A 26,110-nucleotide genomic window follows, 5' to 3' on the forward strand; every position below is an offset into this window, starting at 1 on the left:
CAGCCCGCCCCCTTGCGCGTACCGCATGAGACCGTCGTACCGCAGGGATCACACCCCGTCACCACCCCGGACATCGCGCATTCAACCTGAGTAATCCGCATACCGCTTGTCGTCGATCAGCTGTCGCCACGTGCGCTCGAAAAAACCCTCGGTTTGCAGGACGTCGTCGATCCGCTGGGCCACGTCCAACTGAGGTTTTCTGATTGCCTGTTCGAATTGACCGATGTAGCCGCCGGAGACGAAAACCCGGGTGCCCAGCTCCACTTGCGTCAATCCTGTGTTCTCCCGCCGCCGTTTCAGCTCCGCGCCGAAGAACTCCCACGCCGCTTGGCGCGAACCGTTGGCCATAGCGCAACGCCCCCTTACTGCCGCTCACCTGTAGTGCGTGAACATCTGCCGAAGTGTAGATGCAGAGCGTCACCATGGAGATGCGAAGCGTAAAACCTGGAAAGGAAGGGGAGCACATGTCTGCGGCACATTGCGTCGAAGAGGCGGAGGGCATCGTGGAGGAATTGCGGGCGGCGCTCGCGAGCGCCGGAATCCTGCTGCCGTCGCTCCGGCTCGACCCGGCGAGCCTTGCGCGTGAGGTGCCCTGTCCGCTGGTGGAACTGGGCGGCTGTTCCGTCGACGTCGCCGCCCGTCTCGCGGCGGCCCTGCGCACCGAGCGGGTCGCGGAGGTGTGATGAGGCCGCCGATCGGGTCGTACGCCGTCGACGTCCGTACCGGACGGGTGGGCGTGGTGATGGGCTACGAGGGGCCGTACGTGCAGCTGAGACCGTACGGCGGGGGCAGGGAGTGGGACGCGGAGCCGGGGGCGGTACGCATCGCGACCCCGGCGGAGCGCCTGAGCGCGGCGACCGCCTACGCCAACGCCCGCAGTCGGGGCGAGGTGCCGTGAACGCGCTCTTTCCGGGCGGGCTTCCCCGGTCTCAGCCGGCGCGGTGGCGGGCGACGGCCCGCAGCAGGGAAGCGACCGTCGCGATCAGGGTGACGAACACGGCCGTGACGGTCACCATCCCCGTGCCGGCCGAGCGCAGGTCGGGGCCGGCGGTGGCGAAGAAGAGCATGCCGAACACGGTGACCCCCAGGGAACTGGCGAACTGCTGAGTGGTGCTGAGCGTGCCGGAGGCGGACCCCGCCTCCGGCGGGTCGACCCGGGCCAGCGCGAAGCCGATCAGCGGCGGCAGCAGGAGGCCGTTGCCGAGGCCGATGAGGGCGAGCGCCGGCATCAGGGCGGGGCCGGTGACGTCGTGCCCGGCGACGACGAGGTGCGCGGCGAGGGCGGTCAGACCGGTGATGATCAGTGCGGCCCCGGTGGCGGGCACGGCCGTCCCGTACCGGGCCGTCAGTCGTCCGCTGAGCAGCGAGGCGGTGCTGAACAGCACGGCCTGGGGGACGAAGACCACGGCCGCCGTGACGGGGCGGGCGCCGAGCCCGCCCTGCAGGAGGAGGGCGAGGGTGAACAGGTAGGCGCCGAAGTAGGACTGGAAGAGGCCGATCGCGAGGAGCACGGTCGTGAACGGGCGGTTGCCGAGCAGCCCGGGATGCACCACGGGGTCGCCGCCGCGCTCCCGCAGGGTCCGCTGCCAGCGCAGTGTCAGCCGTCCGGCGGGGATGGCGGCGGCCGGGCAGACCCAGGTCCACACCGGCCAGCCCTCCTGGCGGCCCAGTGAGAGCGGCGCCAGGACCAGGGCCAGCGTGAGCGTGACGCCGACCGCGCCCAGCGGGTCGAACCGCCGGTCCGTCCGGTCCCGTGCGGGCGGCGGCAGTACGAGGAGGGCGAACCCGGCGGCGATCAGGCCGACCGGCACGTTCACCAGGAAGACGGTGCGCCAGCCCAGCCCGAGGACGTCCGCTTCCAGCAGCAGTCCGCCGAGCAACTGCCCGGTGACCGCGCCGATCCCGTTGACGGCGCCGTACCACGCGGTGGCCCGGCCCCGGTGCGCGGCCGGGAAGTGGGTCGTGACCAGCGAGAGCACCTGGGGCACCATGACGGCGGCCGCGAGGCCCTGCGCCAGCCGCGCGGCGATCAGTTGGGCGGGGGACTGGGCGAGCCCGCACAGCAACGAGGTCACCGTGAAGGCGGACAGTCCGGTGACGAACATCCGCCGGTACCCGTACCGGTCGCCGAGCCTGCCCCCGGTCACCAGGCCCGCCGCGTACGCGAACCCGTACCCGGCGACGACGAGTTCCAGCGCCGCGTCGCTCATGCGCAGATCGGTGCGGAGCGCCGCCGCGGCGATGTTGACCACGAAGAGGTCGAAGCTCGCCATGAAGGTGGCGCTCAGCGCGACGGCGAGCATGCGCCACGCGCGGGGATCCGGTACGGCGGCCGCCGCGGCGGCCGGTGACGGGGCGGCGGGCGGACCGGGGCGGGCGTGGGCTCGGGTCATGAAAAACATCGATATCACCGATATGTCCATACGGTGGTCTTCGGCTCGCCCGCCGGCCGGGCGCGCAGGAGGGCAGAATGGGCCCCATGAGTCTGTTCCGCGACGACGGCATCGTGCTGCGCACCCAGAAGCTGGGCGAGGCGGACCGGATCATCACCCTGCTCACGCGCGGTCACGGACGCGTACGCGCCGTGGCCCGCGGGGTGCGGCGGACCAAGTCGAAGTTCGGGGCCCGGCTGGAGCCCTTCTCCCATGTGGACGTGCAGTTCTTCGCGCGGGGGAGCGAGCTGGTGGGACGCGGGCTGCCCCTGTGCACACAGAGCGAGACCATCGCCCCCTACGGCGGCGGCATCGTGACCGACTACGCGCGCTACACGGCCGGTACGGCGATGCTGGAGACCGCCGAGCGGTTCACCGACCACGAGGGGGAGCCCGCGGTGCAGCAGTACCTGCTGCTGGTCGGCGGACTGCGCACCCTCGCCCGGGGCGAGCACGCGCCGCACCTGGTGCTGGACGCCTTCCTGCTGCGCTCCCTCGCCGTCAACGGCTACGCGCCCAGCTTCGGCGACTGCGCGAAGTGCGGCATACCCGGCCCGAACCGCTTCTTCTCCGTGGCGTCCGGCGGGGCCGTCTGCGGCGACTGCCGGGTGCCCGGCAGCGTCGTGCCCTCGCCGCAGGCCCTCGAACTGCTCGGCGCGCTGCTCACCGGAGACTGGGAGACCGCGGACGCGTGCGAGCCGCGGCACGTCCGGGAGGGCAGCGGACTGGTGTCGGCGTATCTCCACTGGCACCTGGAGCGCGGACTGCGCTCGCTCCGGTACGTGGAACAGTAGGCGGAACAGCAGAACAGCAGCAGATCGAGGGAGACGAGAAGCACATGGCCGTACGCGGGTTCCTGGGGCGCCAGCGCCGCGAGTACAAGACGCCGGAGCCGCACCCGTCCGGGGCCCGCCCGCCGAAGCTGCCCGGCGAGCTGGTGCCGAACCACGTGGCGATCGTCATGGACGGCAACGGCCGCTGGGCCAAGGAGCGCGGCCTGCCGCGCACGGAGGGGCACAAGGTCGGCGCCGAGCGCGTGCTGGACGTGCTGCAGGGCGCGGTCGAGATCGGCGTGCGGAACATCTCCCTGTACGCGTTCTCCACGGAGAACTGGAAGCGCTCGCCGGACGAGGTGCGCTTCCTGATGAACTTCAACCGTGACTTCATCCGCAGGACCCGCGACCAGCTCGACGGGCTCGGCATCCGGGTGCGCTGGGTGGGCCGGATGCCCAGGCTGTGGAAGTCGGTGGCCAAGGAGCTCCAGGTCGCCCAGGAGCAGACCAAGGGCAACGACCTGCTCACGCTGTACTTCTGCATGAACTACGGCGGCCGTGCCGAGATCGCCGACGCGGCGCAGGCCCTCGCGCAGGACGTGAAGGCGGGCAGGCTCGACCCGTCGAAGGTCACGGAGAAGATCCTCGCGAAGTACCTGTACTACCCGGACATGCCGGACGTGGACCTGTTCCTGCGGCCGAGCGGCGAGCAGCGCACCTCCAACTACCTGCTCTGGCAGAGCGCCTACGCCGAGATGGTGTTCCAGGACGTGCTGTGGCCGGACTTCGACCGGCGCGACCTGTGGCGGGCGTGCCTGGAGTTCGCCTCCCGCGACCGCCGCTTCGGCGGGGCGATCCCGAACGAGGAACTGCCGGCCATGGAGGGCAAGCAGGAATGACCCGGAGTGCGCCGTCGCACGCCGACGGCGCACGCCCTGCCGGGCGTCAGCCCTCGGTCGTGGCGCTCGCGCAGGCCGCGCACGTGCCGAAGATCTCCACCGTGTGCGCCACGTTGACGTAGCCGTGCTCGGCCGCGATCGCCTCGGCCCACTTCTCCACCGCCGGGCCCTCGACCTCGACCGCCTTGCCGCAGACGCGGCAGACCAGGTGGTGGTGGTGCTCGCCCGTCGAGCAGCGGCGGTACACCGACTCACCGTCGGACGTGCGCAGCACGTCGACCTCACCGGCGTCGGCGAGGGACTGCAGGGTGCGGTAGACGGTGGTGAGGCCGACGGAGTCGCCCTTGTGCTTGAGCATGTCGTGGAGTTCCTGCGCGCTGCGGAACTCGTCCACCTCGTCGAGCGCCGCCGCCACGGCGGCGCGCTGGCGGGTGGATCGTCCCCGTACGGGCGGGCCGGCGGTCGTCACCGTTGCCTCCTTCGTGCTGGCTCGCTCGCCTGTGGGCGCTGTGAGCCGGTGTCGAGAGCGCGAGCGCGCGGAGGCCCCAAGGGCCCTCCCGGCACCCGCGAGCCCCTTCGGCTCTCCCACGGCTCACGTCTGCGCCTTGCCGGGCCATTGTGCCAGCCCGGCCGCTGCGGGGTCAGACTCCGACCCCGTCGGCGGCCTCCCGGCCGGCCGGGATCGCACACTCCACGGGGTCCCCGGCCGTCTGCGCGGCGGCCAGTGCCCGCGCGCGCCGCCGGGCGAGCGGCGTCGCCAGCGCGGTGAGCGCGATGAACGCGGCGATCGTCAGCAGCACGATCGTCGCACCGGGCGGCACGTCCTGGTAGTACGACGTGATCGTGCCGCCGATGGTCACGGTCACCCCGATGGCGACCGCGAGGGCGAAGGTCGCGGCGAAGCTGCGGCCCAGCTGCTGCGCCGCCGCCACCGGGACCACCATCAGAGCGGACACCAGCAGCAGACCGACCACCCGCATCGCGACGGTCACCGTCACCGCCGCCGTGACCGCCGTCAGCAGGTTCAGCGCCCGCACCGGCAGGCCGGTCACCCGCGCGAACTCCTCGTCGTGGCTGACCGCGAAGAGCTGGCGGCGCAGTCCGACGGTCACCAGGACCACGAACGCCGCCAGCAGGCAGATCGCCACGACGTCCGAGGGGGAGACCGTCGACAGCGATCCGAAGAGGTACGACGTCAGGTTCGCGTTGGAGCCGCCCGGCGCGAGGTTGATGAACATCACACCGCCCGCCATGCCGCCGTAGAAGAGCATGGCGAGCGCGATGTCGCCGCGGGTCCTGCCGTACCAGCGGATCAGCTCCATCAGGACCGCGCCGAGCACCGAGACGGCGGTCGCCATCCACACCGGTGACGCCGACAGCAGGAAGCCCAGCCCGACGCCGGTCATCGCCACATGGCCGATGCCGTCGCCCATCAGGGCCTGGCGGCGCTGTACGAGGTAGATGCCGACGGCCGGCGCGGTGATGCCGACCAGGACGGCGGCGAGCAGGGCCCGCTGCATGAAGGCGTAGTTCAGGAGTTCCATCAGCTCAGCAGTCCCGTGCGCGTCGGTTCGGCGCCCGCCGTGGTGTGCGGGTGCACATGGTCGTGGCCGGGCAGCGCGTGCTGGCCCACGGCCTTGGGCGGCGGCCCGTCGTGCAGCACGCAGCCGTCGCGCAGCACGACCGCCCGGTCGATGAGCGGCTCCAGGGGGCCCAGCTCGTGCAGCACCAGCAGGACGGTCGTGCCGGCCGCCACCTGGCTCCGCAGGGTCCGGGCGAGCACCTCCTGGCTGGCCAGGTCGACACCCGCCATCGGCTCGTCCATGATCAGCAGCTCGGGTTCGCAGGCGAGCGCGCGGGCGATCAGCACGCGCTGGTGCTGGCCGCCGGAGAGCGCGTTCACGGAGTCCCTGGCCCGGTGCTCCATGCCGACGAGTTCCAGCGCCCGCCGTACGGCCTCGTGGTCGGCCCTGCGCAGGATGCCGAGGCGGGCGCGGGAGAGCCGGCCGGAGGAGACCACCTCGGTCACCGTGGCGGGCACGCCGCCCGCGGCGGTCGTGCGCTGCGGTACGTATCCGATGCGGTGCCAGTCGCGGAAGCGGCGCCGCGGCGTGCCGAACAGTTCGATCTCCCCGGCGTGGGTCTGCACCTGGCCGATGACGCTGCGCACGGCGGTCGACTTGCCCGAGCCGTTCGCGCCGAGCAGCGCGACGACCTCACCGCGGCGCACGGTGAGGTCGATGCCGCGCAGGACGGGGCGCGCGCCCAGGTCGGCGCGTACGCCGCGCAGGGATATGACGGACTCGCCCATCGCGTCCTCCGTAACGATCACTTGGTTCCCAGGGCCTTCCGCAGGGCGTTCAGGTTGGACTCCATGACCTGGAAGTAGTCGCGGCCGCGGGACTTGGCGGTGATGCCCTCGATCGGGTCGAGGACGTCCGTCGTCAGGCGTGCGTCCTTGGCGATGGTCTTCGCGGTCCTGTCGCTGACGAGCGTCTCGTAGAAGACCGTGGAGACGCCGTCGGCGCGCGCCATCTTCTCAAGGTCCTTGACCCGGGCGGCACTCGGCTCGGCCTCCGGGTCCAGGCCGCTGATGGCCTCCTCGGTGAGGCCGTAGCGCTCGGCGAGGTAGCCGAAGGCGGCGTGGGTGGTGATGAAGACCTTGGTGCGGGTGTTCCGCAGGCCCTCGGTGAACTGCGTGTCGAGGCCGCCGAGCCTCTTGACCAGCGCGTCGGTGTTCTTCCGGTAGGTGTCCGCGTGGTCCGGGTCCGCCTTCTCGAACGCCTTGCCGACGCCCTTGGCGACCTCGGCGTAGCGCACCGGGTCGAGCCAGATGTGCGGGTCCTTGCCGCCGCTCTCTTCGCTCGTGCCGTCGTCGTGGGCGGCGGCGTGCCCGCCGACCTCGTTGCCGTGGTTCTCCAGGCTGGTCAGGGAGGCGGCGTCGATCTTCGTCCCGATCCCGGACTGGGCCACCGCGTCGTCGATGGAGGGCTGGAGGCCCTTGAGGTAGAGCACCGCGTCGGACTCCTCGAGCTGCGCGGTCTGCCGGGCGCTGATCTCGAGGTCGTGCGGTTCCTGTCCGGGCTGGGTGAGACTGGTGACGTGGACGTACGTCCCGCCGATCCGCTCGGCGAGGAAGGCCATCGGGTAGAACGACGCGACGACGTCGAACTTGCCCGTGTCGCCGCCCGCGGCGCCGGCGGAGGAGCAGGCGGAGGTCGCTGCGAGGGTCAGGGCGGTGATCCCGGCGAGGGCGGCCCCGGGTATGAGGCGTCGGCGTGCGTTCATGACAGTCATTTTCAACAAATATGGAAACCGTTGTCAACAAGCCTCGGGGTCGAGGACTCCTCGGGCCCGGGTACCGGCTTCCGGTGCCGACCGATTTGATTGGAGGGGAGCCCCCGCCGGTAACCTGAAGCATTCGCTCTGAAGCAATGCTCTGAAGCAGTCGCTTCGTCGCCCGTCGTCGTAATGAAGAGAGCACCGTGGCCGCCGACAAGATCGACACCATCGTCAACCTGAGCAAGCGCCGTGGCTTCGTATTCCCCTGCAGCGAGATCTACGGCGGTCAGCGGGCCGCCTGGGACTACGGACCTCTGGGTGTCGAGCTCAAGGAGAACATCAAGCGCCAGTGGTGGCGCTACATGGTGACGTCACGCGAGGACGTCGTCGGTATCGACTCGTCGGTGATCCTGGCGACCGAGGTCTGGGTCGCCTCCGGCCACGTCGCCACCTTCACCGACCCGCTCACCGAGTGCACCTCCTGTCACAAGCGTTTCCGCGCGGACCACCTCGAGGAGGCGTACGAGGCCAAGCACGGCCGCCTCCCGCTCGGCGGCCTCGCGGACGTCAACTGCCCCAACTGCGGTACCAAGGGCCAGTTCACCGAGCCCAAGCAGTTCTCGGGTCTGCTCTCCACCCACCTCGGCCCGACGCAGGACAGCGGTTCCGTGGCCTACCTGCGCCCCGAGACCGCGCAGGGCATCTTCACCAACTTCCTCCAGACCCAGCAGACCTCGCGCCGCAAGCCGCCGTTCGGCATCGCGCAGATGGGCAAGTCGTTCCGCAACGAGATCACGCCGGGCAACTTCATCTTCCGCACCCGCGAGTTCGAGCAGATGGAGATGGAGTTCTTCGTCAAGCCGGGCGAGGACGAGAAGTGGCAGGAGTACTGGATGCAGGAGCGCTGGAACTGGTACACGGGCCTCGGCCTGCGCGAGGAGAACATGCGCTGGTACGAGCACCCGAAGGAGAAGCTCTCCCACTACTCCAAGCGCACGGCCGACATCGAGTACCGCTTCCAGTTCGGCGGCTCGGAGTGGGGCGAGCTGGAGGGCGTCGCCAACCGCACCGACTACGACCTCTCCGCGCACTCCAAGGCCTCCGGCCAGGACCTGTCCTACTTCGACCAGGAGGCGGGCGAGCGCTGGACGCCGTTCGTCATCGAGCCGGCGGCGGGCGTCGGCCGCACGATGCTGGCGTTCCTCCTGGACGCGTACGTCGAGGACGAGGCGCCGAACGCCAAGGGCAAGATGGAGAAGCGCACGGTGCTGCGCCTGGACCACCGTCTGGCGCCGGTGAAGGTGGCGGTGCTCCCGCTGTCGCGCAACCCCGAGCTGTCCCCGAAGGCCAAGGGCCTGGCCCAGGCCCTGCGCGGGCACTGGAACATCGAGTTCGACGACGCGGGCGCCATCGGCCGCCGCTACCGCCGTCAGGACGAGATCGGCACGCCGTACTGCGTGACCGTCGACTTCGACACGCTGGACGACAACGCGGTGACGGTGCGCGAGCGTGACTCGATGAAGCAGGAGCGGGTGTCCCTCGACCAGATCGAGGGCTACCTCGCGGGCCGCCTCGTCGGCTGCTAGTCGTCTCGCGGGGCCGTCTCGCGCGGACGCCGGTGCTCGAACGCCGGGTGAGCCGGAGCAGATCCGGCCCACCCGGCGTTCGCCGTCCGGGGCGACCCGCCCGTCCCGGGCGCGGCGGACCGGAGGGGCCGCCCGGGCTCAGCCCTTGTCGTCCGCCGGTTCCACCGTGGCCTGATGGGCCTCCGCGAGGTGTTCCTCGGCCTTCAGCCAGGGCAGGAACTGGGTGCTCCGGGACCAGCCGCACGTGTCGCAGCTGATCGTGCGCTGCGCGCCGGTCCGCTGCACCCGCACGACGTGTTCGCGCCCCTGCCGGTCCCGTCGGCTGACCTTGCTCCTGTCGATCTGCGGCATGACGCCTCCAGGCAGTACCCGTCCGCTCGCGCAGCAAGGAGTGTGCAGCAACGGGAAGATCAACAGGGCGTTCCGCGGCGACGAGTCGGCGGATCGGGCGCCGTGTGCCGTGCTCGGCGCCCGATTTCCGGTGCTCGGCTCCCGGCGTGCGGTGTCCGGCGCCCGGCTCCGGCTCCTGGTTTCGGCGTCCGGCGTCCGGCGTCCGGCTCTGGCTCCTGGTTTCGGCGTCCGGCGCCCGGTGTCCGGCGCCCGGCTCTGGCTCCTGGTTTCGGCGTCCGGCGTCCGGCGTCCGGCGTCCGGCGTCCGGCGCCCAGCGCCCAGCGCCCAGCGCCCAGCGCCCAGCGCCCAGCGCCCAGCGCCCAGCGCCCAGCGTCCGGTGGTCCCGCGTCGTGCCGGGCGGGGGCTCGGGCCCGCGGCGAGCGGTCTCGGGGAAGTGCGGCACGCGTCCGCGCCGCTTCCCGCGCCGCTCAGCCGACCGCGCGCGGCAGCCGCAGGCTCAGCGCCGTCGTCACGGCCACTCCCGCCAACTGGGCCAGGAGCGTGACGAGCAGCGCGTCCCGCATGCCCGTGCCGGGCACCAGCGCCAGGAAGAGCGAGCCGAGCGTCGCCACACCCAGCGCCAGCGCCGACTGCTGGATGGTGATCATGACTCCGCTCCCGACGCCCGCCCGGGCCGGCGGAACCTCGGAGAGGATGATCCGGAAGAGGACGGGAAGTTGCAGCGCCTGGCCCGCCCCGGCCACCGCCGCGCCCGGCAGCAGTTCCACCACGCCCAGGTCCGGCCACGCCCGCCACGCGGCCAGCGCGATCAGCGCCACTCCGACCGCCTGGATCAGGCCGCCGGCGGTCACCACCCGGGTGCCGTGGCGGGCGATCAGGCGCGGCCCGCACAGCGAGACGGCGAAGAAGACGATCGCCATGGGCGCCAGCGCCAGCCCCGCCGCCACCGGCCCCCTTCCGGCACCACGCTGCAACGCCACGGCGATGACGAACATGAAGCCGCTGAAGCCGATGGAGAACGGCACCACCATCACCAGGCCGCGGCGCAGCGACACCAGTGCGAACAGGCTCGGCGGCACCAGCGGCGTACGCCCCTCCCGGTCCGCGCGCCGCTCCACCGCGTAGAACGCCCATGCCGCGAACGGGAATGCGGCGAGCGACAGCCAGGTCCACCACGGCCAGCCCGCCGCCCGGCCCTCGGTCAGCGGCGCGAGCAGGGTCAGCAGGGAGGCGGCGAGCAGGACCGTGCCGGGCGCGTCCACCGGCTCCGGGCGGGGGGAGCGGGTCTCCGGCACGGCGCGCGCGGCCAGGACCAGGCCGACGAGCACCACCGGCACGTTGACGAGGAACACCGAGCGCCAGCCGGTGCCCAGGACGTCCGCGGCCACCAGCACGCCGCCGAGGATCTGCCCGGCCACCATCGACAGCCCGGCCGTCGCGCCGTACAGGCCCATGGCCCGGGCGCGGCGCTGTCCGCCCGTCGCCGCCTGGATGGTGGCGAGCACCTGCGGCAGCATCGCCGCGGCCGCCGCACCCTGGGCCACGCGCGCCGCCACCAGCGTCCAGGCGTTCGGGGCGAGCCCGCACGCCAGCGAGGTCAGCCCGAAGGCCGCCATCCCGCCGAGGAAGAACGTGCGCCGGCCGAAGAGGTCGCCCAGCCGGCCGCCGAGCACGAGCAGGACGGCGTACGAGAGCCCGTACCCGGCGACGACGAGTTCGAGGACGGCCTCGCTCGCGTGCAGGTCCCTGCCCATCGTCGGCAGGGCGACGTTGACGATGAAGAAGTCGATGAGGGGCAGTGCCGCCGCGAGCAGCACCGTGAAGAGTCCGAGCCCGCCCAACTGCGGTGCGGCCACCGGGGAGCGGACGGTACGGGAAGTGAGAGTCTCGGTCACGCACTCGAGCCTCCGACGGTTCCCAGCGTGGTACCAGAGTGTCTTTATCCTGGTACAAGCACTACCTGGAAACAGGTTCCGGCAGGCGGCAGGCTGGGGGGCATGGCGACCATGGTGCAGGAGACGGCGACGGCACGGGAGCCCCGGGACGCGGACGGCCCCGGGACGCGGGCGTCCGAGATCCGGCGGCACGAACTGGCCGCGTTCCTGCGGCACCGCCGCGAGCACATCACGCCCGAGCAGGTCGGGCTGCCCCGTGGCCGGCGCCGCCGCACTCCGGGGCTGCGACGCGAGGAGGTCGCACAGCTCTCCGCGGTCGGCGTGACGTGGTACACCTGGCTGGAACAGGCGCGGGACATCCAGGTCTCCGTACAGGTCCTCGACGCCCTCGCCCGCACCCTGCTGCTGGACTCCAGCGAGCGGGCGCACCTGTTCAACCTCGCCGGGGCCGTCGACCCCGTGCCCGGCACGAACTGCCCCTCGGCCACCAAGGCCCAGCGCATCCTCCTGGACCAGCTGGAGCCGATCCCCGCCTGCATCCAGAACAGCCGGTACGACATCATCGCCTACAACCGCACCTACGGGCTGCTGCTGGGCGACCTGGACGCCGTGCCGCCGGAGGACCGCAACGTCATGCTGCTGTGCTGCACGAACCCCGACTGGCGGACGGCGATCGTGCAGCTGGAGGAGACGATGCGGCTGATGGCCGCCAAGTTCCGCGCCTCGATGGCCGACCATCTGGCCGAACCCGCCTGGAAGATGCTGCTCGAGCGGCTGACCACCGAGTCGGCGGAGTTCCGTGCGGCATGGGAGCGGCACGAGGTGGTGAGCTCCCGCAGCAAGCGCAAGGAGTTCCGCAACGCCCATGTCGGGACGCTGGCGGTGGACCACACGGATCTGTGGCTGGGGCCGCACAACGGGGCGCGGATGGTGACGTACGCGCCGGCGGACGAGGACTCGCGGGAGAAGCTGGAGAAGCTGCACACGATCGCGCTGGAGCGGCGAGGGGCCTGAGCGGCAGGGGACCTGAGCGGACCGACGGGCGCCCCCGGGCGGTGCGGCGCGGCTAACCAGGTGTGCCGATGCCCGCCGCCTGCCGCACCTCCGCCTCCTCCAGCCGCTCCGCCGTGCGCTCGGCCGTCCGGCGGCCCCAGCGGCCCGTCGTCAGTGCGCCCAGGGACAGCACGGCGAGACCGCAGGCGGTGAGGATCCACCAGCCGTGGCGGGCGGCGGGGACGAAGGCGTCGCGGTAGGGCGACGAGCCCACGCCCGAGGCCAGCACGGCGCCGACCACCGCGACACCGAGGGTCTGGCCGAGCTGGCGGCTGGTGGAGGCGACGGCGGCGGCGACACCGGCCTGGGCGCGGGGCATGCCGGAGACGGCGGTGTTGGTGACGGGTGCGTTGAGGAAGCCGAAGCCGACGCCGAACAGGACGTATCCGAGGGCCAGCGTGGCGTCCGACGTCTCCGCCTCGAAGGCCGCGAACAGCACGGCGCTCGCGGTCATCGCGCAGCCGGCGATCAGCAGCGGCAGGCGGGGGCCGCGGGTGCCGACCAGGCGGCCGGACAAGGGCGCGCACAGGAAGGTCGGGGTCGCCATCGGGAGCATCCACAGACCCGCGTGCAGGGCGTCCAGACCGCGCACGCTCTGCAGGTAGAGCGTGGACAGGAACAGGAAGCCGCCGAGGGCCGCGAAGCCGCAGATCGCGATCACCGTGGCGCCGCTGAACGGGGCCGACCGGAAGAAGCGCAGGTCGATCAGGGGTTCGGCGCGACGGGGCTCGTAGCACAGCAGGCCGAGCAGGGCCATGAGCGCGATGCCCGCGAAGAGCAGGACCGTGGCGGGGCCGGCGTTCGGCGCCTCGATGATCGCGTAGGTCAGGGAGCCGAACAGGGCGACCACCAGCAACTGGCCGACCGGGTCGGGGCGGCGGGCCCGGGGGGCGCGGGACTCGGGGACGTAGCGGAGGGTGAGCAGCAGGGCGGCCAGCCCGACCGGCAGATTGAGCCAGAAGATCGAGCGCCAGCCCACGGACTCCACCAGCAGCCCGCCGACCAGCGGGCCCCCGGCCATGGATATCCCGACCACGGCACCCCACACGCCGATCGCGCGGGCCCGCTCCCGCGGATGCGTGAAGGTGTTGGTGATGATCGACATCGCGACCGGGTTGAGCATCGAACCGCCGACCGCCTGCACCATGCGGAACAGCACGAGCAGGTTCAGGTCAGGGGCGAGCGAGCACAGCAGCGAGCCGGCACTGAAGACGACCAGGCCCGCCATGAAGACGCGCTTGCGGCCGATCCGGTCGGCCGTGGAACCCGCGAGCATCAGCAGTGCGGCCAGGACCACGGTGTACCCGTCGATCGTCCACTGCAGGCCCGCCACGGTGGCGTGCAGCTCCTTCTGCATCGAGGGGAGCGCGACGTTCAGGACGGTGATGTCGAGACTCACGATCAGCAGGCTCATGCAGCAGATCGCGAGCACCAGCAGGCGCCGGCGGTGGCTGAGCTCGGACATGGTCGTCATCGTACGCCGATTTGAATAGTGCGTCTAACTAATTACCCATGCACGGTCACGTCCACCGGGTACCCCGAGCGTGCGTGACCCGGGTCCCCCGGCGTGCGTGACAATGGAGCAATGCCCACGCCCTCGATGACCCCGACGCTGCAGATCGGTCCGCACACCGTCCAGCCGCCCGTCGTGCTCGCGCCCATGGCCGGGATCACCAACGCGCCCTTCCGCACGCTGTGCCGAGAGTTCAGCGGGGGCAAGGGGCTGTTCGTCAGCGAGATGATCACGACCCGGGCGCTGGTCGAGCGCAACGAGAAGACCATGCAGCTGATCAGGTTCGACGAGAGCGAGCAGCCGCGCTCCATCCAGCTGTACGGCGTGGACCCGGCGACCGTCGGCAAGGCCGTCCGCATGATCGCCGAGGAGGACCTGGCCGACCACATCGACCTGAACTTCGGCTGCCCGGTGCCCAAGGTGACCCGCAAGGGCGGCGGGTCCGCCCTCCCGTACAAGCGGAACCTGCTGCGGGCGATCCTGCACGAGGCCGTCGGCGGCGCCGGCGACCTCCCGGTCACGATGAAGATGCGCAAGGGCATCGACGACGACCACCTCACCTACCTGGACGCCGGCCGGATCGCCGTCGAGGAGGGGGTGGCGGCCATCGCGCTGCACGGCCGCACGACCGCCCAGCACTACGGCGGCACGGCGGACTGGGACGCCGTCGCACGGCTGAAGGAGCACGTGCCGGAGATCCCGGTGCTCGGCAACGGCGACATCTGGTCGGCCGAGGACGCCCTGCGGATGGTGCGCGAGACGGGCTGTGACGGCGTCGTGGTCGGCCGCGGGTGCCTGGGCCGGCCGTGGCTGTTCGCTGACCTGGTGGCGGCCTTCGAGGGGCGGACCGGGGACCTCGTGCGTCCGGCGCTGCGCGAGGTCGCCGACGTCATGGTCCGGCACGCCACGCTGCTCGGCGAGTGGATCGGCGACGAGTCGCGCGGCGTGATCGACTTCCGCAAGCACGTGGCCTGGTACCTCAAGGGCTTCGCGGTCGGCTCGGAGATGCGCAAGCGGCTCGCGGTCACCTCCTCGCTGGAGGAACTGCGCTCCGGGCTCGACCGGTTGGACCTCGACCAGCCCTGGCCGTCCGGCGCCGACGGGCCCCGCGGCCGTACGTCCGGCAACAACCGGGTGGTGCTGCCGGACGGCTGGCTGAGGGACCCCTACGACTGCGCGGGGGTCGGCGAGGACGCGGAACTGGACACCTCCGGCGGCTGACCCCGCGCGGGTCAGCGCTTGGACGGGTGCGGGGTGGAGCCGTACGCCGTCAGGAAGCGGTCACGGAACGAACTCATCTTCCACACCGGGGCGTTGTGCGCGGGCCGCAGGCCGTCCGTCCACCCCCAGCCGGCGATCTTGTCGAGCACCTTCGGGTCCTTGGCGACGATCGCGCAGGGCACGTCACGGCTGGCGTGGTTGCCGCTGACCCGGGCGATCGGCTGGTGGTCGCCGAGGAAGACGAGCACCGTGTTGTCGTTGCCGTAACGCTCGAGCCACTGGGTCAGGGCGGTCAGCGAGTACTGGACGGACTTGCCGTACTCCTCCTTCGAGCGGGCGGAGTCGGTGATGATGTCCGCGGGGTTGTTGCCCGCCTTCTCGATGGCGTCGAAGACCGAGCCGTCGCCCAGCTGATCCCAGCCGACCATCTTGGGGATGGGGGCCCAGGGCTGGTGGCTGGAGGTCAGGATGATCTCCGACATCAGCGGCTTGTCGCGCTTCTTGCTGTGCTCAAGGCGCTGGAACGCCTCCAAGGCGTACTGGTCGGGCATCGTCGACCAGCTGAACTTCGGGCCCTTGTAGCCCACCTGGAAGGCGTTGTAGACCTTGTCCAGACCGTAGAACTTCTGCTCAGGCCAGCCCTTCTGCACACCGGGCATCACGCCGACGGTGTCCCAGGCACCCGTCTTCGCGAACGCCTTGGTGAGGGTGAGGTGGTCGCCGGCGGTCACGGTGCGGTAGCGGTTCTGGTTGTCGACCCACAGGCCCGACAGGAACGTGGAGTGGCCGAGCCAGCTGCCGCCGCCGTACGTCGCCGAGGTCAGCCAGCCGCTCTTGGCGTGGAACCCCGCCCCGGCGAGCGCGGCGGTGCTGTCCTTGAGGGTCCTGTCGACGCCGGGTGCCATGACCGGGTCCTCGATCGCACTGCGGCCGTAGCTCTCGATGAACGTGAAGATCATGTCCTTGCCGCGCAGATCGGGCACGAGCTGCGAGCCCGGCGTGGCGCCGAAGGCGTCGGCCTTGGCGGTCCGCGCGAACTCCCGCTCGTCGCGGAGGGTCTGGCGGAGGAGGACGGTGCGGTACTTGACCATCGTGACGGTGCCCTCGGAGGCGAGCGGCACGCCGCCGTTCTGGAGGCCGAGGGCCGTGCACATCATCCACACCATGCTGAGGACGAGCACCGCGCGGGTGGTGGCGGTCCGGTTCCGGACCAGGACGTTGCTGACCCGGACGACGGCGAGCGCCGAGAGGACGGGGACGAGGAGGACGATCGCGATCGCCGCGGCCACCACACCGAGGGCGCCCGCGTGGCCCAGCGTGTCCTCCAGATAGGACTCCGCGTCGTTGAAGAGGGGCCAGTCGAGGATGACGTTGAAGCCGCGGCCGAGGTACTGGTTGAAGCCGATGTCGAGCAGGTTGAGGAGGGTCAGCACACCGAGCGTGATCCCGCCGAGCCAGGCCGCGACCAGCCGCGACCGCCGTGGCAGCGCGGTCAGCACGACGGCGCCGATGAGCGCCTCCACCGGTATGCGCAGGAAGTAGGCGAGCCTGAGGTTCTCGGCCCTGTTGGGCAGCACGAGCGAGACGACGACGAGAACGCCGGCGAGGACGGTGACGGTGAGGGCGAGCACCCGCCCGGCACCCGGATGCCGGGCACGCCAGGCGCGCAGGCGGCGACGCGGGCGTTCGGAGCCGGCCGCGGCGACATCGGCGACATCGGTGGTGTCCGCGGCCTCCGCGGCCTCCGCGGCCTCCGCGGGTGCGGCGGCGTCCGTCGGCTCGGTGGCCTCGGACGCGGCGGGCTCGGCTCCGGCTCCGGCTTCGGCTTCCGCTCCGGCTTCCGCTTCGGCTTCCGGGGACTTCGTGGCCTCGGGGGCCGTGGGGGCGGCGGGTTCGGCTCCGGCCTCCGTGACCGGCGCGGGGGACTCGGCGTCGTCGTCGGCCGCGGTGCCGGTGCCGGTGCCGGTGTCAGTGTCGGCGTCGGGGGAGGCGGTCCTGTCGGCCGGGGCACTGTCGGCGGAGCTTTCGGCGTCCTGCGGGTCGTCGACGGAGCCCTCGGCGTCCTGCGGGTCGTCGGTCGGGCTTTCCGTGCCCTGCGGGTCGTCGGTCGGCGGGGCCGGGGCGCCGGCCGACTCGGGGGCCGCCGGCGCGGCGTCCGGGTCGGGGTGAGGCGTGGCGTCGTCGTCGGCGGGCTCGGTTCCGTCGGCCGCGCCGTGCGGCTCGTCGGACGCCGGTTCGGAGCCGTTCGCCGTCGGTTCGGAGCCGTTCGCCGTCGGCTCGGCGGGCTCGTCCGGGCCCGGCCGGGCCGTGGCGTCGGCAGACGCCGTTCCCTCGGCGGCCGCAGGGGCGGGGCTCGCCGGCTCCGGCGGCTCCTGCGCCGCCGCCGTCACGGCGACCCCGGTGTCCGGTTCCCGCTCCGCGGGACGCGTCCCCGCCGGCTCGGCGGTGGTCGGCGGTGCGGCGGCCGCTCGCTCCTCCGGCTCCGCCGGCGGGACCTCGTCCGTGGCCGCCCCGGGCTGGTCCGTCGTGTCTCGTGAGCGTGTGTTGAGAGGCAACCCGAAGGGTCCTTCCGTGCGAAGCCCGTGGCGGAGAGCGGCGGGCCACGCTGGGGGAGGCCGGGCCCGCCGCCATCCCGTACGCGCAGCCGGGTGCGTACGTTCAACAGCGAAGCGCCAGCACCCGGCAAACACCCGGCAAATCCCAGGTCAACCGGCTCCCCGCGCAGGCGTGGCACGGCCCTGGGAGAGCCTCACCGGTCCGGGGGCCCGTCCGCGTCGAAGTCGCCCGGCCTGACCAACCCGGTCTCGTACGCGAGCACGACGGCCTGGGCGCGGTCGCGGAGGGCCAGCTTGGCGAAGATCCGGGCCACGTGGGACTTCACCGTGGCTTCGCTCAGGATCAGTTCGGCGGCCAGTTCCGTGTTGGACAGCCCCCGGCCGAGCAGGCTCAGGACCTCCAGCTCGCGGGGCGTCAGGGCCGCCAGGTCCGCGTGCACGGCCGGCGGGCGGGTGCCGCCCGAGGCGAAGCGCTCCACCAGCCGTCGCGTGATCGACGGGGCCAGCAGGGCGTCGCCCGTGTCGACCAGCCGGACGGCGGCCGCCAGATGGTCCGGGGTGACGTCCTTCAGCAGGAAGCCGCTGGCCCCGACCGCCAGCGCCGTGTACACGTAGTGGTCCAGGTCGAAGGTGGTCAGGATGAGTACCCGGCAGTCCGGCAGCCGTTCCAGGATGCGGCGGGTGGCATCCAGGCCGTCCATGTTCGGCATGCGGATGTCCATCAGCACGACGTCCGGCCGCAGTTCGCGCGCGGCCGCCACCGCCTCCGCACCGTCGGCCGCCTCGCCCACCACCTCGATGCCGCGGGCGGTCAGGATCAGCCGGAAGCCGGTCCGGATCAGCGTCTGGTCGTCGGCGATGAGCACGCGGGGAGCCCTCTCGGTTCCGGGCGCCGTCACGGGCGGTCCAGGGGGATGCGCGCCCGGACCCGGTAGCCGCCGCCCAGCCGCCGCCGGGCGTCCAGGTCTCCTCCGTACACCGCGACCCGCTCACGCAGACCCAGCAGCCCGCGGCCCGCGCCCTCCCGGTGCCGCGGGACGGCCCGTGCCGGCTGTGGCGGGGCACCGCCGGTCAGCACGCTCCGGCCGGTGTTCAGCACCTCCACGCGCAACGCGTGGTCCGAGTACCGCACCGTCACCTCGGCCTTGCCGCCGTCACCGTGCCGGAGCGCGTTGGTCAGCGCCTCCTGGACGATGCGGTAGGCGGTCACGTCGACGCCCGGGGGCAGCGGGCGCGGTTCGCCGGAGATCCGCACCTCGACGGGCAGCCCGGCGAACGATATCCGGTCCACGAGCGTCCCCAGCCGGTCGAGGCCGGGCTGCGGTGGCTGCACCGCGGCGTCACCGCCGCCTCCGTCGGCCGCGCCCTCGGAGTCCGCGTCGTCGCCGTTCGGCGAGGGTGCCAGCAGACCCAGCAGGTGCCGCAGATCGGTCATCGCGCCACGCCCCGCGTCCTCGACGGCACGCAGCGCCGCCGCGGCCTCGTCCGGCATGGTGCCCAGCACCTCACGGGCGGCCCCGGCCTGCACGACCATGAGGCTGACGGTGTGGCTGACGATGTCGTGCAGTTCCCGGGCGATACGGTCGCGTTCGGCCGCCACCGCGGCGCGGGCCGCGCTCTCCCGCTCCCGCTCCAGCAGCCAGCCGCGTTCCCCCACGGCCGCCCGCCACCGGCGTTGCGTACGCACCAGCTCCGCCGTCAGCCACACGACGGCCGCGCACGCCGCCCCCAGCACCAGCACCGGCCCGCCCGGCCCCCACTCCCGCACGAGGCCACCTTCGCAGACCGCAGTCCGGTCCGCATCGACCCGTGGATGCAGCGCCCTGCATCCCGGGGATGAGGCGCGGGCCGGTTTGCCATCCGGGGACGGATGCCCGGGCCTCCGGTCCGCACCTACCGTCCTGGGCATGGTCACCGAGGACAGCAGGGAAGAAGCAGTCGTACGGCTCGACGGCGTACGCAAGGAGTACGGCGAGACGACGGCGCTGGACGGCGTGTCGCTGGAGATCCGGGCCGGGGAGGCGGTCGCGGTGATGGGACCCTCCGGGTGCGGCAAGTCCACCCTGCTCAACATGATCTCCGGCCTGGACCGTCCGACGCACGGCACGGTCGTCGTGCACGGCGAGAACGTGGGGGAGCTGAGCGAGAAGCGCCTCGCCCTGTACCGGCGCCGCCGCATCGGCATGATCTTCCAGTTCTTCAACCTCATCGACGACCTGTCCGCGCTGGACAACGTCGCCCTGGCCGCGCAGCTGACCGGCACCCCGGCCCGGCAGGCCCGCCGCCGCGCGCTGGAACTCTTCGACGAACTCGGCATCGCCGGCCGCAGGAACGCCTATCCCGCGGTGCTCAGCGGCGGCGAGCGGCAACGCGTCGCCGTGGCCCGGGCGCTGATGAACCGTCCCGCCCTGCTGCTGGCCGACGAGCCGACCGGCGCCCTCGACAGCCGTGCCGGCGAGCAGGTGATGGACCTGCTGCTCGACCTCAACCAGATCGGCCAGACGCTGGTCCTGGTGACGCACGACGACCACCTCGCGCGGCGCTGCGCCAGCCGGCTGGTCGAACTCGCCGACGGCCGGGTGACCGGCGAGCACACGCTGGAGTCCGCATGAGCGCGGTGTGGCGGGCCGCGCGGGCGGCCGTACGGCGGCGCAGGCTCCAGACGGCCGTCATCCTGCTGGTCACGCTGGTCTCGACCGGGGCGATGGTGGTCGCGCTCGGTCTGGTCGACTCGGCCTCGGCTCCCTTCGACAAGACCTTCGGCAGACAACGCGGTCCGCACGTGATCGCCGAGTTCGACCCCGCAAGGGTCTCGGAAGCACAGGTGGCGCGGGCAGCCAGGCAGCCCGGTGTGGAGGCGGTCGCCGGGCCCTTCGCCCAGGCGACGGTCGATCTGACGAGGGGGCGGGGAGACTACGGCCTCGGCGACCAGATCACGGTCGTGGGCCGCTCCGGACCCGGAGGCCCGGTGGACCGCGTGGACCTCTGGGCGGGCCGCTGGGCCACCCGGCCGGGCGAGATCGTCGTGAACCGTCAGCCGGACTGGACCGCGGACGACCTGGGCAAACGGATCCGGCTGCCCTCGGGGCCGACGCTCACCATCGTCGGGTTCGCCTTCGAACTCAGCGGTTCGGCCAACGCCTGGGTCGCGCCCGGCCAGATCCCGGCCCTGCACCCGACCGCCACCCAGGTGCTCTTCCGCTTCACGGACGCGTCGTCGCAGGCCCGGCTGCGCGCCCGGATGGCCGCCGTGACCCGGGCGCTGCCGAAGAACGCCCTGACCGCCTCCCAGTCGTACCTCACCCTCAAGCACCGCACGGGAGGGCTGGCCCGGGCCTACGCCGGCTACCTGCTGGCTTTCGGGATCCTCGGTGTCGTGGTGTCGGTGCTCATCGTGGCCAACGTGGTCAGCGGCGCCGTGATCTCGGGCTCCCGGCACATCGGGATCCTCAAGGCCCTGGGCTTCACCCCGGGACAGGTGGTCGCCGTCTACCTCACCATGGTCTGTCTCCCCGCGGTGGCCGGGTGCGCGCTCGGCACCGCCGTGGGCAACCTCGTGTCGCGTCCCTTCTTCGCCTTCGTGTTCACCGGGCCCGACTCGGGCGTCTTCCACCACGACGTGGGGGTCGCGCCCTGGGTGAACTCCCTGGCCCTGCTGGGCATGCCCGTCGTCTGCGCCCTCGCCGCGCTCGCACCCGCGGCGCGCGCGCACCGCCACTCCGCGGCCCGGGCGATCAGCGCGGGCAGCGCCCCGCGCGCCGGGCGGGCGCTCGGCGTCCAGCGCCGGCTGGCGAGCAGCAGGCTGCCGCGGCCGGTGAGCCTGGGAGTGGGCCTGCCCTTCGCCCGGCCGGGCCGCAGCGCCCTCACGCTCGCCGCCGTTCTGCTCGGGGTGACGACGGTGACGTTCGCGACCGGCCTGGCCACGACGATGATCCGGTTCGGGACTGCGGGGCAGGACGCCTTCCAGGTCACCGTGTACGCGAGCAGCATCAGAAACGGCGAGGAGATCGGGCCCGAGCACGGCGACCGGGAACTGCAGTCCCTGCTGCGCTCGTTGCCCGGGGCGCGTGAGGTCACCGCCAGGGCGGACGTCGAGGTCCACATGACCGGCGCGGCACAGAGCATCATGATCGAGGGCCGTCGGGGCGACCTGCCGCAGCTGGACAGTGTGCTCACCCGGGGCCGGTGGACGCACCGGGCGGGCGAGATCGTGGCCGGTTCGGCCTTCCTGCGCCGGTACGGCGTGCGGATCGGCGATCACCTCACCCTGCAGAAGAACGACCGCCGGGAGGTGGTGGTCGTCGTCGGAGAGGCCATGCAGGACAACGGCCGCGTGGTCGTGGGTGACTGGTCGACGATGACGGCCCTGTCCCCCGGGGAGAAGCCGATCGCCTACCACGTCAGGCTCCGTGACGGGGCGGACCCGGCCGCCTACGCGCGCGCGGTCAGGGCCGCCGACCGCGGGACCGGCCCCACGGTGCACACCCCCAACGCCGCCGTGCAGACCATCATCGGTTCCGCGGTGGTGCTCACCGTGATGCTGGCGGTGGTCGCCTCGCTCGGTGTCTTCAACACGGTCGTCCTCAACACCCGCGACCGCCGCCGCGATCTGGGCATGTTCAAGTCGATCGGTATGACGCCGGGCCAGGTCACGGTGATGATGGTGATGTCGATGGCCGTGCTCGGCGCGGTCGGCTCCCTGCTCGGTGTACCGCTGGGCATCGTGGGCTACCACCTGGTGGTGCCGCGGATGACGGATGCGGTGGACATCGCCCTGCCCTCGTACATGACGGACGTCTGGCAGGCCCGGGTGCTGGCCGGGCCGGCCCTGGCGGGCATCGCGATCGCGGTCCTGGGCGCGTTCGTCCCGGCACGGGGCGCGGCTCGGCTGACGGTCGCGGAGGCACTGCACAACGAGTGAGGCGGTCCGGGGCCGTGCGACCCCGGACCGCCGAGAGGGGAGGAGGATGCGGCGGCGCCGCTGCCCCGGGAGCGCAACGGCTACGCCCCGCCCACCGCCGTCAGCAGCGCGAGCGGTGTCGCCGCCGAGCGGGACTCGCGGACGCAGGCGTGCGGGTACGGCACCGGCTCGGGATGCGTGTCGCGGCCGTACCCGGCGAGCACCTCCGGCAGCCGGTGGCCCGTCGCCGTCGCGGCGTCGACCAGCGCGTGGGCCACCGTCCGGGCCTCGTCGTGCAGCCCGTATCGCGCCAGCCCCAGCGTGATCAGCGCGTTGTCGTGCGGCCAGACCGAACCGCGGTGGTACGACATCGGGTGGTACGCCGCCTGGTCCGCGGCCAGGGTGCGCACGCCCCAGCCGGAGAAGAAGTCGGGCTCCAGCAGGCGCCGGCCGACCAGTTCCCCGTACTCCTTGTCGAGCAGGCCCGACCACAGCAGATGGCCCGCGTCCGACGCGAGCGCGTCCACCTGGCGGCCCTCGCCGTCCAGCGCCAGCGCCGGGAAGGCGTGGTCGTCCATCCAGAAGTCCCGCTGGAAGCGGTCGCGCAGGTCCCCGGCCGCCTGCTCCAGCAGCGCCGCGTACACCTCGTCGCCCCACACCGTGCGGGCCAGGTGCGCGGTGCGGCGCAGCGCGTCGTACGCGTACCCCTGCGCGCCCGCCGCCATCACCGGCCCGGTGGGGCGGCTGCCGTCGGCGGAGCAGATCGCGCCGGGGGAGTCCTTCCAGTTCTGGTTGGCGAGACCGCCCTGGTCGGCGCGGTAGACGAGGTAGCCGCGGGAGGTGAGCCCGCCGTGGTCCAGCATCCAGCCGATCGCCCCGCGGGCGTGGGATTCGAGGCGCTGGGCCGTCGCCACGTCGCCGGTCTGCTCGACGTACGCCCCGAGCAGCACCAGGAAGAGGGGTGTCGCGTCGACCGAGCCGTAGTACCGCCCGTAGGGCACCTGCCCGAAGTGGGCCAGTTCCCCGTGCCGCACCTCGTGCACGATCTTCCCCGGCTGGGCCACGGACCGCGTGCCGACCTCGGTCGCCTGCGTCGCGGCGAGCGCGGCCAGCGTGGCCGCGGCCGGCCCGGGCCGGTAGGGCAGGGCGAAGAGCGAGGTGAGGAGAGCGTCGCGGCCCAGCAGCGTGAGGAACCAGGGGGCGCCGGCCGCGGGGACGCGCAGGCCCTCGCCGTCCGGACCCGTCGCCGGCACCTGGAGCGCGGCCAGGTCGGACAGGCCCCGCGCACAGGCCGCGGCCAGCTCGGGCCAGCCCATGGGGAACGCCACGCCCTCCATGAACTCGCCCTCCAGGGCGAGGAGCCGCTCGCCCGCGGCGGCGGGGGAGGACGGGACCACCGGGTCCTGCACCGCCCCGTGCGGCCGGGCGGCGACCCGCAGGGCCAGCTCCGCCGAGCCGTGCGGCTCCAGCTCCAGCGTCCACACGAGGCGGCGGGCGCCCGTCCCGGTCTCCTCCACGCCGTCCGGCGCGGGGTCGGCCGTGACCGTCGTACGGGAGTGCCACTCGCCGCGCCGGTAGCCGAACTCCACGCCGTCGTCGAGGACCCGGCGGGAGCGGACGGCACCCGTCTTGGCGTAGGTGCGGTGGTCGGAACGCAGCTCGAACTGGTCCGCGAAGTCGGCGTCCGCGGTGACCGCGACGCGGACCGTGGTAGGCACCGGACGGTTGTTGGTGACGTGCACCGACTCCACGAACGCGCTCTCGGCGACGGCCTGTTCACGGAAGACCGTGTAGGCGGGCGGCTCCTGCCGGCCGCCGCGCGGCACCAGCACGCAGCGGGCCGCGTCGCTGTCCGCGACCGGTGTGAGCGTCTCGGGCACGGCGCCGTCGACGGTGAGCTGCCACCGGCTCAGGTGCCGGGCGTCGCGTACGAACAGCCCGGCCGGAAAGCCGCCGCCCCGCACCCCGCTGATGTCCCCGCCGTCTCCCACGGCGGCGAACGTCGTGCCGTGTACGAGCAGATGATGCCGGTCCGTCATCGCCGGCCCCCTCCCTTGTCACTGCTGTCGAACGTGTCGGCGCCCCCTGGGGACACGCCGTGTCCGGGGCGCCGGTGGAGCAGGTCGAGCGTGAGCGCGGCGGTCCAGCTGAAGCCGAGCGTCCCGCACGCCTCGCCCGTGTACGGGTCGACGTACTCCGCGAAGTCCGTGGCCAGCGCCGTCCGGAGCAGCTCCGTGCGCAGCGCGTCGGCCCGCGCCCGCTCCCCGTGCGTGCGCAGGCCGCGCTCCACCAGCCAGCCGGTGTTGAACCAGGCGGGCCCGCGCCAGTACCGGTGCGGATCGAAGGCCCCGCCGAGCAGGTCGTAGCTCGGCACGAGCCGGGTGGCCCCGCCCAGCCCGAAGTGCGGCCCGTGCAGCGTGCGGACGAGCGCGGCCGCGACGTCACGGGGGAGCGCGGGCAGCAGCAGCGGAATCAGACCGGAGACGGTGCGCTCGGGGACGAGGGCGCCGCCGCGCACGTCCCGGCAGAAGAACAGGCCCTCGGCGGGGTCCCAGAGGCGGTCGACGAGGGCCGCGGTCAGGCGTTCGGCGCGGGCGTGCCGGGCGGTGCCCGTCGCGCCCAGCTCGTGCGCGATGCGGGCCAGCGCGTGCTCCGACGCGATCAGCAGCGCGTTGAACGAGGGGTCCTCCACCGCGAACCCGCCGTCGACCGAGGGGTCTTCCACCGCGAACCCGCCGTCGACCGAGGTTCTGCGGGTCACCCCGCCGTCGGCGTATCCGCGGTCGCGGTAGTCCGCCGCCAGCCGCACGTACCGCCCGTAGTCCAGGTCGGTCGGGCGGTCTTCGGGCGCACCGTGGTCGAGGTCGGCGCGGCGGAAGGAGCGGGCCGGGGCCGGGGCGATGCGGGACAGCGGCGCGTCCCAGGCGGGGCTGTTGTCCATGCCCTGCTCCCAGGGGTGCACCACCGAGGCGAGACCGCCGCCGCCCAGGTCGCGGCGGTGCAGCAGATAGCGGTGCCAGGCGGCGAGGCGCGGGTAGACCCGGGAGAGGAAACCGCGCGCCCGGGACAGCCCGGGGTCGGCGCGGTGCACCAGCCAGGCGGCGAGCGCGTGCACCGGTGGCTGGACGATGCCCGAGGTCTGTACGGTGCGCGGGGCGCCCGCAGCGCGCCCCGCGGTCGAGGAGCGCCAGAAGTCGGGGCTGGGGAAGTACGCGTCGAGCGGTACGGAGGGGTTGAAGACGATGTGCGGGACACGCCCGTCCGCCCACTGGGCGTCGAGCAGTGTCTCCAGCTCCGTCTGCGCCCGTAACGGTGACAGGTGGCGCAGCCCGATCGCGATGAACGCCGAGTCCCACGACCACTGGTGCGGGTACAGGCCGCGCGACGGCACCGTCGACGTCCCCGTCCAGTTGTCCTCCAGCACCCGCGCCGCCCTGACGTGTGGCTTTCCCGTCGCCGTGCCGACCGGATCGTATACGTCGCGCTCGGGGCGGACGGTCTCCCGCGGTCCGGGACGCGGCGGTGAGCCGGTGGTGCGCAGGGAACCCGCGAGTTCCGTGGGGCGGGCGGTGAGTTGGGTAGTGCGGTCCACTCAGGTCTCCCCGAAAGACGTCCGGCCGACCAGTTCGGCAGTAGGTACCGTAGGGTTA

The 26,110-nt window shown here is 72.7% G+C and carries 22 protein-coding genes and 1 pseudogene; 9 read left to right on the forward strand and 14 right to left on the reverse strand.

Features of this window, described 5'->3' with window-relative positions; translation table 11 throughout:
• Positions 1-90: 90 nt before the first annotated feature.
• Positions 91-348, reverse strand: a pseudogene (locus ACFYMU_RS07235) (helix-turn-helix domain-containing protein); the annotation flags it as partial.
• 116 nt (positions 349-464) lie between these two features.
• Between ACFYMU_RS07235 and ACFYMU_RS07240 the strand changes: the two are divergent.
• Both ACFYMU_RS07240 and ACFYMU_RS07245 read left to right on the forward strand, forming a co-directional pair.
• Positions 465-683, forward strand: coding sequence for a hypothetical protein (locus tag ACFYMU_RS07240; protein WP_388369182.1), 219 nt, complete (start codon positions 465-467; stop codon positions 681-683).
• Entirely contained in the window at positions 683-898 is a 216-nt protein-coding gene (locus ACFYMU_RS07245) for a hypothetical protein (RefSeq protein ID WP_388369185.1), read from the forward strand. Before ACFYMU_RS07240 ends, ACFYMU_RS07245 begins: the two co-directional genes overlap by 1 nt.
• 31 nt (positions 899-929) lie before the next feature.
• Here ACFYMU_RS07245 and ACFYMU_RS07250 read toward each other — a convergent pair whose 3' ends face one another.
• Entirely contained in the window at positions 930-2,393 is a 1,464-nt protein-coding gene (locus tag ACFYMU_RS07250; protein WP_388369189.1) for an MFS transporter, read from the reverse strand.
• An 86-nt stretch (positions 2,394-2,479) separates the two neighbouring features.
• On the opposite strand from ACFYMU_RS07250, the gene recO reads away from it, so the two are divergent.
• Positions 2,480-3,226, forward strand: a complete 747-nt coding sequence (gene recO / locus ACFYMU_RS07255; RefSeq protein WP_388369192.1) for a DNA repair protein RecO — start codon at positions 2,480-2,482, stop codon at positions 3,224-3,226.
• 44 nt (positions 3,227-3,270) lie between these two features.
• Positions 3,271-4,104: an isoprenyl transferase gene (locus ACFYMU_RS07260; RefSeq protein WP_388369195.1), complete on the forward strand. Its 834-nt coding sequence runs from the start codon at positions 3,271-3,273 to the stop codon at positions 4,102-4,104.
• A 46-nt stretch (positions 4,105-4,150) separates the two neighbouring features.
• Here ACFYMU_RS07260 and ACFYMU_RS07265 read toward each other — a convergent pair whose 3' ends face one another.
• From ACFYMU_RS07265 to ACFYMU_RS07280, 4 genes are all read right to left on the reverse strand, one after another.
• On the reverse strand, positions 4,151-4,573 hold the full coding sequence (locus tag ACFYMU_RS07265; protein WP_388369198.1) for a Fur family transcriptional regulator: 423 nt from the start codon (positions 4,571-4,573) through the stop codon (positions 4,151-4,153).
• A gap of 172 nt (positions 4,574-4,745) precedes the next feature.
• On the reverse strand, positions 4,746-5,648 hold the full coding sequence (locus tag ACFYMU_RS07270) for a metal ABC transporter permease (RefSeq protein WP_388369200.1): 903 nt from the start codon (positions 5,646-5,648) through the stop codon (positions 4,746-4,748).
• Positions 5,648-6,415 (reverse strand): metal ABC transporter ATP-binding protein, encoded by a 768-nt coding sequence (locus tag ACFYMU_RS07275; RefSeq protein WP_388369203.1) that lies wholly within the window; start codon positions 6,413-6,415, stop codon positions 5,648-5,650. The genes ACFYMU_RS07270 and ACFYMU_RS07275 overlap by 1 nt, the downstream gene beginning before the upstream one ends.
• 17 nt (positions 6,416-6,432) lie before the next feature.
• Entirely contained in the window at positions 6,433-7,392 is a 960-nt protein-coding gene (locus ACFYMU_RS07280; protein WP_388369206.1) for a metal ABC transporter substrate-binding protein, read from the reverse strand.
• A gap of 197 nt (positions 7,393-7,589) precedes the next feature.
• Between ACFYMU_RS07280 and ACFYMU_RS07285 the strand changes: the two genes are divergently transcribed.
• Complete coding sequence (locus tag ACFYMU_RS07285; RefSeq protein ID WP_388369209.1) at positions 7,590-8,972, forward strand: glycine--tRNA ligase; 1,383 nt, start codon at positions 7,590-7,592, stop codon at positions 8,970-8,972.
• Positions 8,973-9,110: 138 nt separating this feature from the next.
• On the opposite strand, the gene ACFYMU_RS07290 is transcribed toward ACFYMU_RS07285, so the two are convergent.
• Positions 9,111-9,323, reverse strand: a complete 213-nt coding sequence (locus tag ACFYMU_RS07290; protein ID WP_388369212.1) for a hypothetical protein — start codon at positions 9,321-9,323, stop codon at positions 9,111-9,113.
• A 467-nt stretch (positions 9,324-9,790) separates the two neighbouring features.
• A complete protein-coding gene (locus tag ACFYMU_RS07295) occupies positions 9,791-11,218 on the reverse strand; it encodes an MFS transporter (protein ID WP_388369215.1) in 1,428 nt (475 codons plus the stop codon).
• A gap of 111 nt (positions 11,219-11,329) precedes the next feature.
• Between ACFYMU_RS07295 and ACFYMU_RS07300 the strand changes: the two genes are divergently transcribed.
• Positions 11,330-12,232, forward strand: coding sequence for a helix-turn-helix transcriptional regulator (locus tag ACFYMU_RS07300; protein WP_388370301.1), 903 nt, complete (start codon positions 11,330-11,332; stop codon positions 12,230-12,232).
• 52 nt (positions 12,233-12,284) lie between these two features.
• Here the strand turns inward: ACFYMU_RS07300 and ACFYMU_RS07305 are convergent, their stop codons facing one another.
• Complete coding sequence (locus ACFYMU_RS07305) at positions 12,285-13,736, reverse strand: MFS transporter (protein WP_388369217.1); 1,452 nt, start codon at positions 13,734-13,736, stop codon at positions 12,285-12,287.
• Between the two features lie 120 nt (positions 13,737-13,856).
• Between ACFYMU_RS07305 and dusB the strand changes: the two genes are divergently transcribed.
• A complete protein-coding gene (gene dusB, locus ACFYMU_RS07310; protein ID WP_388369220.1) occupies positions 13,857-15,005 on the forward strand; it encodes a tRNA dihydrouridine synthase DusB in 1,149 nt (382 codons plus the stop codon).
• Between the two features lie 11 nt (positions 15,006-15,016).
• Here dusB and ACFYMU_RS07315 read toward each other — a convergent pair whose 3' ends face one another.
• The 3 genes from ACFYMU_RS07315 to ACFYMU_RS07325 all read right to left on the reverse strand — a co-directional run bounded on the left by ACFYMU_RS07315 (position 15,017) and on the right by ACFYMU_RS07325 (position 19,328).
• Positions 15,017-16,675 (reverse strand): CDP-alcohol phosphatidyltransferase, encoded by a 1,659-nt coding sequence (locus ACFYMU_RS07315; protein WP_388370304.1) that lies wholly within the window; start codon positions 16,673-16,675, stop codon positions 15,017-15,019.
• Positions 16,676-17,754: 1,079 nt separating this feature from the next.
• The gene (locus ACFYMU_RS07320) at positions 17,755-18,459 is read right to left on the reverse strand and encodes a response regulator (RefSeq protein ID WP_388369223.1); all 705 of its coding nucleotides are present in this window, start codon (positions 18,457-18,459) and stop codon (positions 17,755-17,757) included.
• Positions 18,456-19,328: a sensor histidine kinase gene (locus ACFYMU_RS07325; RefSeq protein ID WP_388369226.1), complete on the reverse strand. Its 873-nt coding sequence runs from the start codon at positions 19,326-19,328 to the stop codon at positions 18,456-18,458. Before ACFYMU_RS07325 ends, ACFYMU_RS07320 begins: the two co-directional genes overlap by 4 nt.
• A 139-nt stretch (positions 19,329-19,467) precedes the next feature.
• Here ACFYMU_RS07325 and ACFYMU_RS07330 point away from each other — a divergent pair, with 139 nt between their 5' ends.
• Both ACFYMU_RS07330 and ACFYMU_RS07335 read left to right on the forward strand, forming a co-directional pair.
• Positions 19,468-20,172: an ABC transporter ATP-binding protein gene (locus ACFYMU_RS07330; RefSeq protein ID WP_388369229.1), complete on the forward strand. Its 705-nt coding sequence runs from the start codon at positions 19,468-19,470 to the stop codon at positions 20,170-20,172.
• Positions 20,169-22,481 (forward strand): ABC transporter permease, encoded by a 2,313-nt coding sequence (locus ACFYMU_RS07335; RefSeq protein ID WP_388369231.1) that lies wholly within the window; start codon positions 20,169-20,171, stop codon positions 22,479-22,481. Before ACFYMU_RS07330 ends, ACFYMU_RS07335 begins: the two co-directional genes overlap by 4 nt.
• 80 nt (positions 22,482-22,561) lie before the next feature.
• Here ACFYMU_RS07335 and ACFYMU_RS07340 read toward each other — a convergent pair whose 3' ends face one another.
• Positions 22,562-24,499 (reverse strand): glycogen debranching N-terminal domain-containing protein, encoded by a 1,938-nt coding sequence (locus tag ACFYMU_RS07340; protein WP_388369234.1) that lies wholly within the window; start codon positions 24,497-24,499, stop codon positions 22,562-22,564.
• On the reverse strand, positions 24,496-26,052 hold the full coding sequence (locus ACFYMU_RS07345) for a trehalase family glycosidase (RefSeq protein ID WP_388369236.1): 1,557 nt from the start codon (positions 26,050-26,052) through the stop codon (positions 24,496-24,498). Before ACFYMU_RS07345 ends, ACFYMU_RS07340 begins: the two co-directional genes overlap by 4 nt.
• Positions 26,053-26,110 lie beyond the last annotated feature (58 nt).

The organism is Streptomyces sp. NPDC007264, assembly GCF_042869095.1.
Lineage (GTDB): Bacteria > Actinomycetota > Actinomycetes > Streptomycetales > Streptomycetaceae > Streptomyces.